Genomic DNA, 14,219 nt, shown 5'->3' on the forward strand with positions numbered 1-14,219 from the left:
TCAGAATGCGTCGCCGGGCACGCGGACCCAGCCTTCCATCAGAATCCGCGCACTGCGGCTCATGATGGCTTTGGTTACTGTCCATGTGCCGTCCACCAGACGGGCTTCGGCGCCCACGCGCAGGGTGCCGGAGGGGTGGCCGAAGCGCACCGCGCTACGCTCGCCCCCGCCGGCCGCCAGATTGACCAGGGTGCCGGGGATGGCCGCCGCCGTGCCGATGGCGACCGCCGCAGTGCCCATCATGGCGTGGTGCAGCTTGCCCATCGACAGGGCGCGCACCAGCAGGTCCACCTGGTCGGCGCTGATGGGCCTGCCCGATGAGGAAATGTAGCCATGGGGGGGCGCGACGAAGGCGATCTTGGGGGTGTGCTGGCGGGTGGCGGCCTCTTCGGGGGTCTTGATCAGACCCATGCGCAGGGCCCCGGCCACGCGGATCGCCTCGAAGCGGGCCAGGGCTGCCGGGTCGCCATTGATGGCTTCGCGCAGCTCGGTGCCGGTGTAGCCGATCTCGGCGGCATTGACGAAGACGGTCGGAATGCCGGCCGAGATCATCGTTGCCTTGAAGGTGCCGACGCCCGGCACTTCCAGCTCATCCACAGGCTTGCCGGTGGGGAACAGGGCACCGCGCTCCTCCCCTTCATCGGACGGTTCGACGAACTCCAGCATGATCTCGGCGGCCGGAAAATTCACGCCGTCGAGCTCGAAATCGCCCGTTTCCTGGACCTGCCCCGCCCTCACCGGCACGTGGGCGATGATGGTCTTGCCGATGTTGGCTTGCCAGATCCTCACCACGCAGACGCCGTCGTGGGGGACGCGCGCCGGATCCATCAGCCCGGCGTGGAGGGCGAAGGCGCCCGCAGCGGTGGACAGGTTGCCGCAGTTGCCGCTCCAGTCCACAAAGTCCTTGTCGATGGAGACCTGCCCGTAGAGGTAGTCCACATCGTGATCCGGCCGGGTGCTGCGGGACAGGATCACGCACTTGCTGGTGCTCGAGGTGGCCCCGCCCATGCCGTCGATATGGGTAGCGTAGGGGTCGGGGCTGCCGATCACGCGTTGGAACAAGCGGTCACGGGCCTTGCCCGGTACGCGACAGGATTCCGGCAGGTCGTCCAGCCGGAAGAACACTCCCTTGCTGGTGCCACCGCGCATGTAGGTGGCAGGAATGCGGATCTGGGGAACAGCGCTCATCAGGCGGTTTCCTTTTCAGTGGCCAGGAAGTCCTGGGCGAAACGCTGCAGGACGCCACCGGCTTCGTAGATCGAAACTTCTTCGGCCGTGTCCAGCCGGCAGGTGACGGGCAGCTCAATGGTCTGCCCGTTCCGGCGGTGGATCACCAGGGTCAGGTCGGTGCGCGGCTGGCGCGCGCCGATCACATCATAGGTTTCGGTGCCATCCAGGCCCAGCGTCAGGCGGGTGGTGCCGGGTTTGAACTCCAGGGGCAGCACCCCCATGCCCACCAGATTGGTCCGGTGGATACGTTCGAAGCCTTCGGCCACGATGGCCTCCACCCCTGCCAGGCGCACGCCCTTGGCCGCCCAGTCCCGGGACGAGCCCTGGCCGTAGTCGGCCCCGGCGACGATGATCAGGGGCTGCAGACGCAGCATGTAGGTTTCGATGGCTTCCCACATGCGCATCACCTGCCCTTCCGGCTCGACCCGCGCCAGCGAGCCCGCGCGGACGCTGCCATCGGCGTTGCGCACCATCTCGTTTCTGAGGGTCGGGTTGGCAAAGGTGGCACGCATGGCGGTCATGTGATCGCCCCGATGGGTGGCGTAGGAGTTGAAGTCTTCCTCCGGCAGGCCCATCTTCGCCAGGTATTCGCCGGCCGCCGAATCGGGAAGGATGGCGTTGGACGGCGACAGATGGTCGGTGGTGATGTTGTCCGGCAGGATGGCCAGGGGCCGCATGCCCTGCAGGGTCCGCTCGGCGGCCAGCATGCCCTCCCAGTAGGGCGGACGGCGGATGTAGGTGGACCGTGGGCGCCAGGCGTAGAGGGGGTTGATGGCGGTGCCCTCATCCCGGCGGGGGGCGAACATCGGTTCGTAGATCTGGCGGAACTGCTCGGGTTTCACGGCGCGGGCGACGATGGCGTCGATCTCCTCGTCGGATGGCCACAGGTCCTTCAGGCGGATCTCCCTGCCGTCCACCACGGCGAGCACGTCCTGCTCGATGTCGAAGCGCATCGTGCCGGCAATGGCGTAGGCCACCACCAGGGGCGGCGAGGCCAGGAAGGCCTGCTTGGCGTAGGGGTGGATGCGCCCGTCGAAGTTGCGGTTACCGGAGAGCACAGCGGTGGCGTAGAGATCGCGCTCGATGATCTCCTGCTGGATCGCCGGATCCAGGGCGCCGGACATGCCGTTGCAGGTGGTGCAGGCATACCCGACGATGCCGAAGCCGAGCTTCTCGAGTTCGGAGAGCAGCCCCGCCTCTTCCAGATACAGTCTGGCCACCTTTGACCCCGGCGCAAACGAGGTCTTGACCCAGGGCTTGCGGACAAGGCCCAGGGCGTTGGCGTTGCGGGCCAGCAAGCCGGCGGCCACCACGTTGCGCGGGTTGGAGGTGTTGGTGCAGCTGGTGATGGCGGCGATGATCACCGCGCCGTCGGGCAGCAGACCCTCATATTCTTCCGCCCGAGCCATTTCCAGCTTGACCGGGCCGGCGATACCGCGCTGGGTGAGCGCCGAGGTCGGCAGGCGCTTGTGGGGGTTGGACGGGCCGGCCATGTTGCGCACCACCGTCGTCAGGTCAAACTCCAGCACTCTTTCGTACTTCGCTGTCTTCAGTGTGTCCGCCCACAGGCCGGTGATCTTCGCGTACAGCTCCACCAGCGCGACCTGCTCCGGCGTGCGGCCGGTGAGCTTCAGATAGTCGATGGTTTGCGCATCGATGTAGAACATGGCGGCGGTGGCGCCGTACTCGGGACACATGTTGGAGATGGTGGCCCGATCACCGATGGACAGGCTGTCGGCCCCTTCGCCAAAGAACTCCACCCACGCACCGACGACCCGCTCCTGGCGCAGGAACTCGGTGAGCGCCAGCACGATGTCGGTGGCGGTGATGCCGGGTTGACGGGTGCCCGTCAGCCTGACACCGACGATGTCGGGCAGGCGCATCATCGACGCCCGGCCCAGCATGACGGTTTCCGCTTCGAGGCCCCCCACGCCGATGGCGATCACACCCAGGGCGTCCACATGGGGCGTATGACTGTCGGTGCCGACGCAGGTGTCGGGAAAGGCGACGCCGTCCCGCACCTGGATCACCGGCGACATTTTCTCCAGGTTGATCTGGTGCATGATCCCGTTGCCCGCCGGAATCACATCCACATTCTCGAAGGCCCGCTTGGTCCATTCGATGAAATGGAAGCGGTCTTCATTGCGGCGGTCTTCCACTGCCCGGTTCTTGGCGAAGGCCTCCGGATCGAAGCCGCCGTATTCCACCGCCAGGGAGTGATCGACGATGAGCTGGGTCGGCACCACGGGATTGACCTTGGCCGGATCGCCACCCTGATCGGCAATGGCGTCGCGCAGGCCGGCGAGGTCCACCAACGCGGTCTGGCCGAGGATGTCATGGCAGACCACCCGGGCCGGGTACCAGGGGAAGTCCATGTCACGCCGGCCCTCTATGATCTGCACCAGCGCATCGGTGAGCATGGCCGGGTCGCAGCGGCGGACCAGTTGCTCCGCCAGCACGCGGGCGACATAGGGCAGCCCGTCGTAGGCGCCTGGGCGGATGGCCTCGATGGCGGCACGGGCGTCAAAGTAGTCCAGCCGGGTGCCGGGCAGGAATTTGCGGTAAGCAGTGTTCATGGTCACCTGGCCCTTACTGGCGCTGCTCGATGGGCACGAAGACCCGGTTTTCCGGCCCGACATAGTTCGCACTCGGACGGATGATCTTGTTGTCGATACGCTGCTCGATGATGTGTGCCGCCCAGCCGGAGCTGCGGGCGATCACGAAGAGCGGGGTGAACATGGCCGTCGGGACGCCCATCATGTGGTAGCTCACGGCGCTGAACCAATCCAGGTTGGGGAACATCTGCTTGACCTCCCACATCACGGCTTCCAGGCGGGCTGCGATGTCGTACATCTTGGTGGAGCCTGCATCCACCGACAGTTCGGCCGCGACCCCCTTGATCACCTCGTTACGGGGGTCGGACACGGTATAGACCGGGTGGCCGAAACCAATCACGACCTCCTTGGCCTCAACGCGGCGACGGATGTCGGCCTCGGCTTCATCCGGGCTGTCGTAACGCTTCTGGATCTCGAAGGCCACCTCGTTGGCGCCCCCGTGCTTGGGGCCCCGCAGTGCACCGATGGCGCCGGTGATGGCCGAGTAGATGTCCGACCCCGTGCCGGCGATGACCCGGCCGGTGAAGGTGGAGGCATTGAATTCGTGCTCGGCGTAGAGGATCAGGGAGGTGTGCATGGCACGCTCCCACAGGGCCGAGGGCTTCTGCCCGTGCAGCAGGTGCAGGAAATGCGCGCCAATGGAGTCGTCATCCGTCTCCACATCGATGCGCTTGCCGTTGGTGGACCAGTGGTACCAGTAGAGCAGCATGGACCCCAGGGAGGCCATCAGGCGATCGGCGATGTCCCGTGCGCCCGGGATGTTATGGTCGTCCTTCTCCGGCAGGGCGCAGCCCAGCGCCGATACCCCGGTGCGCATCACGTCCATCGGATGGGCAGAAGCCGGCAGGCATTCCAGGGCTTCCTTGACGTTCGTCGGCAGTCCGCGCAGGGCCCTGAGCCTGGCCTTGTAGGCCTTCAGCTCCGCCCGGGTCGGTAGCTTGCCATGCACCAGCAGGTGGGCCACCTCTTCGAACTGGCAGCGCTTGGCGATATCGAGGATGTCGTAACCCCGGTAGTGCAGGTCATTGCCGCTCTTGCCCACGGTGCACAGGGCGGTGTCGCCGGCGGTGATGCCCGAGAGGGCCACCGACTTCTTGGGCTTGAATGAGGACTCTTGTGGTGTGTTCATTCCTGTCTCCTATGCAATCCGGCTAGGGCTTGCGCTTGTCTTGAGGAGTTCGCAATATACGCACCCTGACCGCAGTGACGAGCACTAAAAAGGCGAAGCGTTGCGAACACGATCCTGCGAAATTGCGAATATTGCGAAGATGCCATTCATTCAAACTCAAGAGAGGAGCACCAGATGAAGAAGACCTTCATGGGAATCCGTCTGCGACGCTTTCGTGAAGAGCGGGGCCTTACCCAGGTTGCCCTGGCCCGGGCCCTTGAGCTCTCCCCCAGCTACCTCAATCAGCTCGAGCAGAACCAGCGCCCCCTCAGCGTGCCGGTGCTGCTCAAGCTCAACGCCGTGTTCGGCGTCGATGTCCAGCAGTTCTCCGAGGACGACGAAGCCCGTCTCATCGCAGACCTGCGTGAAGTCTTCCTGTCTGCCCCCGGCGAGACCACGGTGTCCACCGCCGAGATCCGTGAGCTGGCGGCCAACATGCCCGCCGTGGCGCGCACGCTGATCGCAGCGGCACGTTTCGCCCGGCCCCCATGCCCTACGAGGAGGTGCGGGATTTCTTCTACGCCCGACACAATCACATCGACGAACTCGACCGCCTGGCCGAGTCGATCTTTGAATCCTGTGGCGACGGCAGGGATCTGGTCGCCGCCCTCACCCAGCGCCTGGAATCGGGGCACGGCGTGCGGGTCGCCATCGACAAGGACGACGGTGGTGCCCAGCGCAGCTATGACAGTGCCGCCCGGGTGCTGCGCCTGTCCTCGCGCCTCCAGTGGGGGCAGCAGGCCTTCCAGCTCGCCACCCAGATCGCCTTTCTCGAGGCCGGCAGCCTCATCGACGGGCTGGCGAGCGAAAGCAGCTTTGCCCTGGAAGAGTCCCGCGCCCTCGCCCGCATCGGCCTCGCCAGCTACTTTGCCGGAGCGCTGGTGCTGCCCTACAGCCGCTTCCTGGAGGCCGCCGAGGCGCTCCGCTACGACATCGGCCTGCTGGAAAGGCAGTTTGGCGTGGGCTTCGAGACGGTCTGCCACCGCCTGTCCACCCTTCAGCGCCCTGCTGCCCGCGGTGTGCCCTTCTTCTTCATCCGGGTGGATCGGGCTGGCAACATCTCCAAGCGTCAATCCGCCACCGATTTCCACTTCTCGCGCATCGGCGGCACCTGCCCCCTGTGGAATGTGTACGAGGCCTTCACCTCACCGGGGCGCATCTTCACCCAGATTGCGGCCATGCCCGACGGGCGCCGTTACCTGTGGATCGCCCGCACCACATCCCGGGAAGCCGGTGCCTATGGCTCTCCGGAGAAGACCTTCTCCATTGGCCTGGGCTGCGACCTGCGCCACGCGGACCGGCTGATCTACTCCCGCGGGCTGGACCTCGCCACCCCCGAGGCCGCCACGCCCATCGGCGCCGGCTGCAAGGTGTGCGAGCGGGATCATTGCTCACAGCGGGCCTTCCCGGCCATGGGGCGAAGCCTGTCCATCGACGCAGACCACCGCTACTTCGAGCCCTATCGCCAGGACTGAGGGCGCCCCGCCCTACTCCCAGGCCAGGGCACCTCCCGTCTGGTACTCGGTGACCCGCGTCTCGAAGAAGTTCTTCTCCTTGCGCAGGTTGGCCTGTTCGTCGAGCCAGGGCAGGACGTTCTCGGCACCGGGGAAGGGTTCGGCGAGGCCGACCTGGCGGGCCCGGCGGTTGGCCATGAAGCGGAACTGGCGGGTATGCAGGTCGGCGTTGTAGCCCAGGATGGGGTCGCGCAGGATGTAGGCGGCGTAGGCCGACTCGGCGGCTTCGGCTTCGTCCCACAGGGCCTTCAGGGCGGCGGGGTCGAGGCTCAGGTCCTCTTCCTTGAGCAGTTCGCGCACCACCCGGATGCCGAAGGCGCAGTGCAGCACCTCGTCGCGCATGATGTACTGCAGCTGCTCGGCGGCGCCCTTCATCAGGCCCCGGCGCTGCAGGGCGAAGATGGGGGTGAAGCCGTTGTAGAACCAGCAGCCTTCGAAGATCGCCGCGAAGAAGAAGTAGGACAGGGCGAATTCGTGCAGGTTGTCCCGGTCGGTCAGGTCGAAGTCGGGCCGCATCACCCGCTCCAGGCGCCGGTTGGCCAGGGCGATCTTGCCGTGGATGGCGGGCACCACCCGGTAGCGGTTGTAGATCTCCTGCTGGTCGAGGCCGATGCTCTCGATGCAGTGCTGGTAGGTCCAGGTGTGCAGGGCTTCTTCGTATACCTGGCGGGCCTGGTAGATCTGCAGCTCGGGGGCGCTCATCTTCTCCATCACCGCCAGGCCGATGTTGCGCATGGCCAGGATGTCGGAGGTGGTGAGGTAGGCCAGCACGTTCTCGAAGACGTGGCGTTCGGCGCCGCTGAGCTTGTGGTGGTAGTCGTGCACGTCCTGGGCCATGGAGATTTCCAGGGGCGTCCAGTGATTGCGGTTGGCCTTGAGGAAGAACTCCCAGGCCCAGGGGTACTTGAAGGGCGCCAGCTGGTTGATGTCGGTCTTGCCACCGACGATGCGCTTGTCGGCGGCATTCACCGGGGCCAGGGATGGCGCAGGGTGGGTCGCTGACGTGGCACCCGCAGGTGCAATGCCCAAGCCGGCCGGCGCCGGCCGGGGGGCAGAAGGGGCCGGGTTCGGCGTAACCGTTTCCCAGTCATCGAAGCGAAAGGCGTTCATGGTCTTGAATTCAGGCTGGTGAGCGCACCCGTTGTGGTGCGCAGGGTTCATTGGCAGGCTTCACAGTCCGGATTGTCGATGCTGCAGAAGCGGGGCTCCTCCCCTCCCCCGCTTTCGGCGCCACCCGTCTTTTCCATCTGGCTGGCACCCAGGGTGCGCAGGTAATAGGTGGTCTTGAGCCCGCGGATCCAGGCCAGCTTGTAGAGCTCGTCGAGCTTCTTGCCGGACGGCAGGGCCAGGTAGAGGTTGAGGGACTGGGCCTGGTCGATCCACTTCTGGCGCCGGGCGGCGGCCTCGATCAGCCAGCGGGGGTCGATCTCGAAGGCGGTGGCGTAGCGGGCCTTGAGTTCATCGGGCACCCGCTCGATGCGGGCCAGGGAGCCGTCGAAGTACTTCAGGTCGGAGACCATTACCGGGTCCCACAGGCCGAGAGCCTTCAGGTCGCGGACCAGGGCTTCATTGACCACCGTGAATTCGCCGGACAGGTTCGATTTGACGTAGAGGTTCTGGTAAGCAGGCTCGATGCTGGCCGACACGCCGATGATGTTGGAGATGGTGGCGGTGGGGGCAATGGCCACGCAGTTGGAGTTGCGCATGCCATGGCGGGCAATGTGGGCCTTGAGGGCGCTCCAGTCGAGGCGGACGTCCGGGTTGGTCTCCAGGTAGCCACCTCGGGCGGCGCCCAGGATGGCCAGGGACTCATGGGGCAGCACGCCCTTGTCCCACAGGCTGCCGCGGAAGCTGGAGTAAGCCCCCCGCTCCCGCGCCAGTTCGGCTGATGCCCAGTAGGCCTGGAAACACACGGCTTCCATGCTGGCGTCGGCAAACTCCACCGCGGCAGGCGAGGCGTAGGGAATGCCCAGCCGGTACAGGCAGTCGGCAAAGCCCATGATCCCGAGCCCCACCGGGCGATGGCGCAGGTTGGCGTTGCGGGCCTTGGGGGTGGCGTAGAAGTTGATGTCCACCACGTTGTCGAGCATGCGCATGGCGGTCTGCACCGTCCGCGCCAGCTTGGCCTGGTCGAGCTGGCCGTCCTTGAGATGGGCGAGCAGATTCACCGAGCCCAGGTTGCACACGGCGGTCTCGGCATCGGAGGTGTTGAGGGTGATCTCGGTGCACAGGTTGGAGCTGTGCACCACGCCCACGTGCTGCTGGGGAGAACGCAGATTGCACGGGTCCTTGAAGGTGATCCAGGGATGCCCGGTCTCGAACAGCATGGTCAGCATCTTGCGCCACAGCTGCACGGCGGGCAGCTTCTTGAAGAGGCGGATCTCGCCGGCCTCGGCTCGGGCTTCGTAGGCAAGGTAGGCGGTTTCGAAGGTCTGCCCGTATTTGTCGTGCAGGTCGGGCACGTCCGACGGCGAGAAGAGCGTCCACTCCGCGTTCTCGTGGACCCGTTTCATGAAGAGGTCGGGAATCCAGTTGGCGGTGTTCATGTCGTGGGTGCGGCGGCGCTCGTCGCCGGTGTTCTTGCGCAGCTCCAGGAACTCCTCGATGTCCAGGTGCCAGGTTTCCAGGTAGGCACATACGGCACCCTTGCGCTTGCCGCCCTGATTGACCGCCACCGCGGTGTCATTGACGACCTTGAGGAAGGGAATCACCCCCTGGCTCTGTCCGTTGGTGCCCTTGATACGGCTCCCCAGGGCGCGTACCGGCGTCCAGTCGTTGCCCAGGCCGCCGGCGTACTTCTGTAGCAGGGCGTTCTCCTTGATGGACTGGTAGATGCCCTCCAGGTCGTCGGCCACCGTGGTCAGGTAGCAGGAGGACAGCTGGGAATGCAGGGTGCCACTGTTGAACAAGGTCGGCGTGGAGCACATGAAATCGAAGCTCGAGATCAGGTCGTAGAACTCGATGGCCCGGGCCTCCCGGTCGATCTCGCCGAGGGCCAGCCCCATCGCCACACGCATGAAGAAGATCTGCGGCAGCTCGATGCGCCGGCCGTCGATGTGCAGGAAGTAGCGGTCGTAGAGGGTCTGAAGGCCCAGGTAGCCGAAGAGTCGATCCCGCTCGGGTCGGATAGCAGCGGCAAGCCGGTCCAGATCGAACTCGGCAAGGCGCGGGTCGAGCAGCTCCGCTTCGATCCCTTTCCGGATGAAGCGGGGGAGATAGTCCGTGCAGGCGGCGCCCATCTGTTCGGCGGGCACCGGACGATCCAGCACCTCCTGCACCAGCCTCGCCAGCAACAGGCGCGCGGTGGCGTAGTCGTAACCCGGGTCCGTCTCGATGAGACTGCGGGCCGACAGGATCAGGGCCTGGGTGACTTCCTCCACCGCGACCCCGTCGTACAGATTGCGCAGGGCGTGCTCAAGGATCAGATCTGCCGAGACGCTCTCCTCCAGCCCGATGCAGGCGGTTGCGCACACTGCTCGCAGCTCGGCGAGATCAAGGGGGTGCCTGGCGCCGTCCACCATTACGTGCAGCACGGAGGGCTCGACGGCCGAAACGCTCGCGACGAACCGGGCGGCCCGCTCCTCGGCACGGCGCTCCCGGTAGAGGACGTAGGCACGGGCCACGTCGTGCTCGCCGGAGCGCATCAGGGCCAGTTCCACCTGGTCCTGGATGTCCTCGATGTGCACGGTGCCCCCGTCGGGCAGGCGTCGGGTCAGTGAGCGCACCACCACGTCGGTAAGGCGCGCCACCACTTCCCGCACGCGGGAAGAGCCGGCACTCTGGCTCCCCTCCACGGCGAGGAAAGCCTTGGTCATCGCCACGGAGATCTTCTCCGGATCAAAGGCGACGACGGCGGCGTTGCGACGGATAACCTGGAAGGCGACGAGCGAGGGCTCGGTGCCTGCATTGAGGGCTAGGACGTTCGAGGACAAAGGGACTCTCCGGTTCGGGGGGCGGAGAATCCAGCGCAGATGGGCAGTGCGAGGCCGCGTCGGGATAGAGATACACCCCTACCCGGGTACGACTCGCCGCATTCGGAAAAACTCGACATGCACACACCTTTCGCCAGGGACACCCCGCCCTGTTGTTGCAAAGAAAGTTGTGGCAGGTCTCCTGGCTCTCGGGTCAGCGTGCACCACCGGCCTTCCCGGACCGATTCAGGCATCCAGTGGCAAAGTGGGAGTGGTGCACTCACCGATGACAGTTGCGGGGGCAGCTCCGGATTGCAGGTCTGAGCCTGGCACCGGATTCCCTTTTAATCCCCATGGCAGCGGGAACCAACAACGACTGCAGTATGCAGACGAGACCGATGTGTCGTCAACAAAAGTACTACATATAGTTGATTTCTAAAAATTCGTACCATATACGCGGACAGCGCCGCTTTACATGCGCGCTATTGAAGACCGCAGAGATGTCGGTTTGCCCAGTTCATCCCTACCCTGCTCTTGGTGAATGGTTCCGACTGCAATCAGCTGAACGAAAGAATCATTGTTTGCTAATATTCTGCGCTTGTGGCCATTCGGCTACCCCATACCAACACCCGAGGATATCCATGAAAACCGCCCACGATCTGGTCATGGCCGCCAAGGCCCTCATCCGTGAAGTGTCTCTTGACGATGCCGAACAAGCTATTCGCGACGCAGATGTGTTGCTGGATGTAAGAGAGGCAGATGAATTCGCGGCAGGTCATCTGCCTGGTGCCCTCCACATTTCCCGCGGAATGCTGGAGTTCAAGCTTGCCGGGACCCCCGAACTGGGCAGTCGGGATTTGAAGCTCGTGCTCTATTGCAAGACCGGCGGCCGGGCCGCACTCGCGGCCAGAGCCTTGCAGGATATGGGTTATGTCCACGTTCAATCCCTGGCGGGTGGCTTCGATGCCTGGGCAGCCACGGGCCGGCCGGTTGCCAGACCGAGTCTTCCTGCCTTTGATTGATCCTTTTCGGCCTGATCCGGGTTGGCGCCACAAATTTTCCGCTGGCCCGGTACCTTTGACGAACGTCCACACCATTTAGCTGTCGACTGAGACTCTGGAAGCCTGTAGTTTCAGACCGATTAGGCTATCAACGAACGTTGTGGAGTGTTTGAGTGAAGAAAAGGTTGATCTGGGCCCTGGTGGCAACTGCGTTTGCCGCACCTGCTGCCTCGCTGGAGTCTCCGGCGACCCCCCGTCTTGCGCCAACCGTCGAGCACGCCCAGACGGCTTACCTGAGCTCCCAGCTGCTGGGGCGCTATCACTACAAGACCCAACCCCTCGACGACGCCATGTCGGAGAGAATTTTCGAGCGCTATCTCAAGGCGCTTGATCCAGAGCGGCTGTTCTTTACCCAGGCGGACATCGACAGTTTCTCGGATGCCCGCACGCGGCTTGACGATGCGATCCAGCGCGGCAATCTGGGCATCCCGTTTGCCATCTTTCAGCGCTACGAGCAGCGCACCGTGGAACGACTGACCCATGCCCGCGAGGTGCTCAAGCAGGGTTTCGAGTTCGATACCAAGGAAAGTTATCCCTATCTGCGTGAGAAGGCTCCGTGGCCGAAGGATGACGCCGAAGTCCGCGACCTGTGGCGGAAGCGCGTCAAGAACGACTGGCTGCGCCTCAAACTGGCCGGCAAGGACGACAAGGCGATCCGCGAAACCCTCGAAAAGCGTTACGACAATTATCTGGCCCGCTCATCTCGCAACAAGAGCGATGACGTGTTCCAGATTTTCATGAACGCCTACGCCATGTCCATTGAGCCCCATACCAATTACCTGGGGCGCAGTGCTTCCGACGATTTCGATATCTCCATGCGTCTGTCCCTGGTGGGCATCGGTGCCGTTCTGCAGGAGCGGGACGAGTACATCACCATCCGCGAGCTGGTTCCTGGAGGCCCCGCGGCCAAGTCGGGCAAGCTGGCCGTCGGCGACCGCATTGTCGGCGTCGGTCAGGCCGAAGGGCCGATTGGCGATGTGGTCGGTGCACGGGTGGATGAGGTCGTCAAACTGATCCGTGGCGCCAAGGACACCCGCGTCGTGCTCGATATCCTGCCCGCTGACGGCGGCCCGGACGGCAAGCACAAGCAGGTGACCCTGGTGCGCGACAAGATCAAGCTTGAGGAGCAGGCGGCTCGCAAGTCGGTGATCCGGGTTGGCGAGGGCCCTGCCCTGCGCAAGATCGGTGTGATCACCCTCCCCGCCTTTTACGAGGACTTCGAAGGGCGCCGCCGGGGTGACAAGGATTTCCGCAGCGCCAGTCGTGACGTGGTGCGTCTGATCGACGAATTGAAGAAGGAGAAGGTTGACGGTCTGCTGGTGGATCTGCGCAACAACGGCGGTGGTTCGCTGCGGGAAGCTGTCGAGCTGACCGGGCTCTTCATCGACAAGGGGCCGGTCGTGCAGCAGCGCCGACCCGACGGAAAAATCGGCGTTGAAAGTGACGAGAACGCCGGTGTGGCCTGGGCCGGGCCGATGGCAGTCATGATCAACCGCGGCTCGGCTTCCGCATCCGAGATCTTTGCGGCTGCCCTGCAGGACTATGGCCGGGCCCCCATCCTTGGTGAGCAGAGCTTCGGCAAGGGCACGGTACAGACGCTGATCAACCTTGACGATATCGCCAAGAACGACAAGCCCAAGTTTGGTGACCTGAAAATGACCGTGGCCCAGTTCTTCAGGGTCAACGGTGGCACCACGCAGCTCAAGGGCGTGATGCCCGACATCCGCTTCCCGTCCATCGCGGATCCGGATTCACAGGGTGAGTCCAGCTACGACAACGCCCTGCCCTGGACCCAGATCGACGCCGCCAGCTATCGCCCGGTGGGTACGCTGAAGGATCTTGTTCCTGCCCTGCAAAGCCGGCACCAGGCGCGTGTTGCGAAGGACAAGAGCTTCCAGGCGCTGCTTGACGACGTGGCCGAGTTCAAACGACTGCGCGAGAACCGTTCAATCTCGCTGAACGAAGCTGAACGGCGCAAGGAAAAGGAAGTTCGGGAAGCACGGCTCAAGGCCAGAGAGAAGATCGACGGCAAAGACAAGCTTGCTGCCGCGTTGCGGGATGACGGCCTGCAGATGGGTGAGCGTAGCCTGGCAGCCGATCTCGCCGCAGAGAAGGCGCGCAAGGACGTCAAGGATGTGCTGCTGGATGAGGCGGCGCGTATCGTTGCCGATGAGGCCGAATTGCTGGGCGTTCGTCCGCAACTGGCCTTGCGGGAAAAGCAGAAATCCTTGCTGCAGCCGGCAGAGGCTGTCCGTTAGGACGCTTGCCGGGCCGGAGCGGTGCGTGGGCGGGACGCTTCGGTGTCTCGCCCGTCGCATAGAAGGCCGCGATAGCGCGAAACGCCCTGCAGCGTGGTGGGAACGAGTTCGTGGATGACTGACCACACCTGGTTGCGCCGTTCCCGGGCAGAGCCGGCGTGAGAAAAGTGCATTGCCTCCCAGCGCGCCCAAGGCACGTCTGGCATGTCAGCTTTGTCGGCCTCGGGAAGCGCGAGGGCACTTTCGCGCATGATGTCCAGTGACGTCATCACCTCTTCGCGCAAAGCCGGCAGCGCAAACAACGTTTCCCGGTCGCGGTTGGCAGCACAACGTCCAATGGCCTCTGCCGCATCCTGAATATTGCCCAGCAAGGCGCCGCGCAATACGTTGGCGCAGTCGCGGGGCCGCAGGGAGGGTGCAGTGTCTTGACGGGAGAGGGGGTGAGACATGGGGTGTTTTCCG

Annotated in this window: 9 protein-coding genes, 1 pseudogene and 1 riboswitch; of the genes and pseudogenes, 4 read left to right on the forward strand and 6 right to left on the reverse strand. The window is 64.5% G+C overall.

The genetic code is table 11. The annotated features are described in order from the left end of the window. The 3 genes from prpF to prpC are packed head-to-tail and all read right to left on the reverse strand — an operon-like array spanning nucleotide 1 to nucleotide 4,974. Nucleotides 1–1,188 carry a 2-methylaconitate cis-trans isomerase PrpF gene (prpF, locus tag ACIQ09_RS08760; protein WP_398308270.1) on the reverse strand — a complete coding sequence of 396 codons (1,188 nt, stop codon included), beginning with the start codon at nucleotides 1,186–1,188 and terminating at the stop codon, nucleotides 1–3. Beyond that, entirely contained in the window at nucleotides 1,188–3,806 is a 2,619-nt protein-coding gene (acnD, locus tag ACIQ09_RS08765; RefSeq protein ID WP_398308272.1) for a Fe/S-dependent 2-methylisocitrate dehydratase AcnD, read from the reverse strand. Before acnD ends, prpF begins: the two co-directional genes overlap by 1 nt. A gap of 13 nt (nucleotides 3,807–3,819) precedes the next feature. Beyond that, the gene (gene prpC, locus ACIQ09_RS08770; protein WP_398308274.1) at nucleotides 3,820–4,974 is read right to left on the reverse strand and encodes a 2-methylcitrate synthase; all 1,155 of its coding nucleotides are present in this window, start codon (nucleotides 4,972–4,974) and stop codon (nucleotides 3,820–3,822) included. A gap of 189 nt (nucleotides 4,975–5,163) precedes the next feature. Between prpC and ACIQ09_RS08775 the strand changes: the two are divergent. Both ACIQ09_RS08775 and ACIQ09_RS08780 read left to right on the forward strand, forming a co-directional pair. Next, a pseudogene (locus ACIQ09_RS08775) lies at nucleotides 5,164–5,277 on the forward strand (helix-turn-helix domain-containing protein); the annotation flags it as partial. A gap of 224 nt (nucleotides 5,278–5,501) precedes the next feature. Beyond that, nucleotides 5,502–6,488 carry a short-chain fatty acyl-CoA regulator family protein gene (locus ACIQ09_RS08780; RefSeq protein WP_398308276.1) on the forward strand — a complete coding sequence of 329 codons (987 nt, stop codon included), beginning with the start codon at nucleotides 5,502–5,504 and terminating at the stop codon, nucleotides 6,486–6,488. 12 nt (nucleotides 6,489–6,500) lie between these two features. Here the strand turns inward: ACIQ09_RS08780 and ACIQ09_RS08785 are convergent, their stop codons facing one another. Beyond that, complete coding sequence (locus ACIQ09_RS08785; protein ID WP_398308278.1) at nucleotides 6,501–7,637, reverse strand: ribonucleotide-diphosphate reductase subunit beta; 1,137 nt, start codon at nucleotides 7,635–7,637, stop codon at nucleotides 6,501–6,503. A 47-nt stretch (nucleotides 7,638–7,684) separates the two neighbouring features. After that, a complete protein-coding gene (locus tag ACIQ09_RS08790) occupies nucleotides 7,685–10,459 on the reverse strand; it encodes a ribonucleoside-diphosphate reductase subunit alpha (RefSeq protein WP_398308280.1) in 2,775 nt (924 codons plus the stop codon). A gap of 153 nt (nucleotides 10,460–10,612) precedes the next feature. Then, nucleotides 10,613–10,824: riboswitch (cobalamin riboswitch) on the reverse strand. Between the two features lie 255 nt (nucleotides 10,825–11,079). Between ACIQ09_RS08790 and ACIQ09_RS08795 the strand changes: the two genes are divergently transcribed. Together ACIQ09_RS08795 and ACIQ09_RS08800 are read left to right on the forward strand one after the other, a co-directional pair. After that, the gene (locus ACIQ09_RS08795) at nucleotides 11,080–11,460 is read left to right on the forward strand and encodes a rhodanese-like domain-containing protein (protein WP_398308282.1); all 381 of its coding nucleotides are present in this window, start codon (nucleotides 11,080–11,082) and stop codon (nucleotides 11,458–11,460) included. 152 nt (nucleotides 11,461–11,612) lie between these two features. Then, nucleotides 11,613–13,757, forward strand: a complete 2,145-nt coding sequence (locus ACIQ09_RS08800) for a carboxy terminal-processing peptidase (RefSeq protein ID WP_398308284.1) — start codon at nucleotides 11,613–11,615, stop codon at nucleotides 13,755–13,757. Here ACIQ09_RS08800 and ACIQ09_RS08805 read toward each other — a convergent pair. Then, nucleotides 13,754–14,206 carry a hypothetical protein gene (locus tag ACIQ09_RS08805; protein WP_398308286.1) on the reverse strand — a complete coding sequence of 151 codons (453 nt, stop codon included), beginning with the start codon at nucleotides 14,204–14,206 and terminating at the stop codon, nucleotides 13,754–13,756. The genes ACIQ09_RS08800 and ACIQ09_RS08805 overlap by 4 nt on opposite strands. Nucleotides 14,207–14,219 lie beyond the last annotated feature (13 nt).

The organism is Zoogloea sp., assembly GCF_044344315.1.
Classification (GTDB): Bacteria; Pseudomonadota; Gammaproteobacteria; order Burkholderiales; family Rhodocyclaceae; genus Zoogloea.

Coding starts and splice junctions, on each gene's coding strand:
- prpF (WP_398308270.1), bottom strand. CDS start 1,188: ATGAGCGCTGTTCCCCAGATCCGCATTCCTGCCACCTACATGCGCGGT.
- acnD (WP_398308272.1), bottom strand. CDS start 3,806: ATGAACACTGCTTACCGCAAATTCCTGCCCGGCACCCGGCTGGACTAC.
- prpC (WP_398308274.1), bottom strand. CDS start 4,974: ATGAACACACCACAAGAGTCCTCATTCAAGCCCAAGAAGTCGGTGGCC.
- ACIQ09_RS08780 (WP_398308276.1), top strand. CDS start 5,502: ATGCCCTACGAGGAGGTGCGGGATTTCTTCTACGCCCGACACAATCAC.
- ACIQ09_RS08785 (WP_398308278.1), bottom strand. CDS start 7,637: ATGAACGCCTTTCGCTTCGATGACTGGGAAACGGTTACGCCGAACCCG.
- ACIQ09_RS08795 (WP_398308282.1), top strand. CDS start 11,080: ATGAAAACCGCCCACGATCTGGTCATGGCCGCCAAGGCCCTCATCCGT.
- ACIQ09_RS08805 (WP_398308286.1), bottom strand. CDS start 14,206: ATGTCTCACCCCCTCTCCCGTCAAGACACTGCACCCTCCCTGCGGCCC.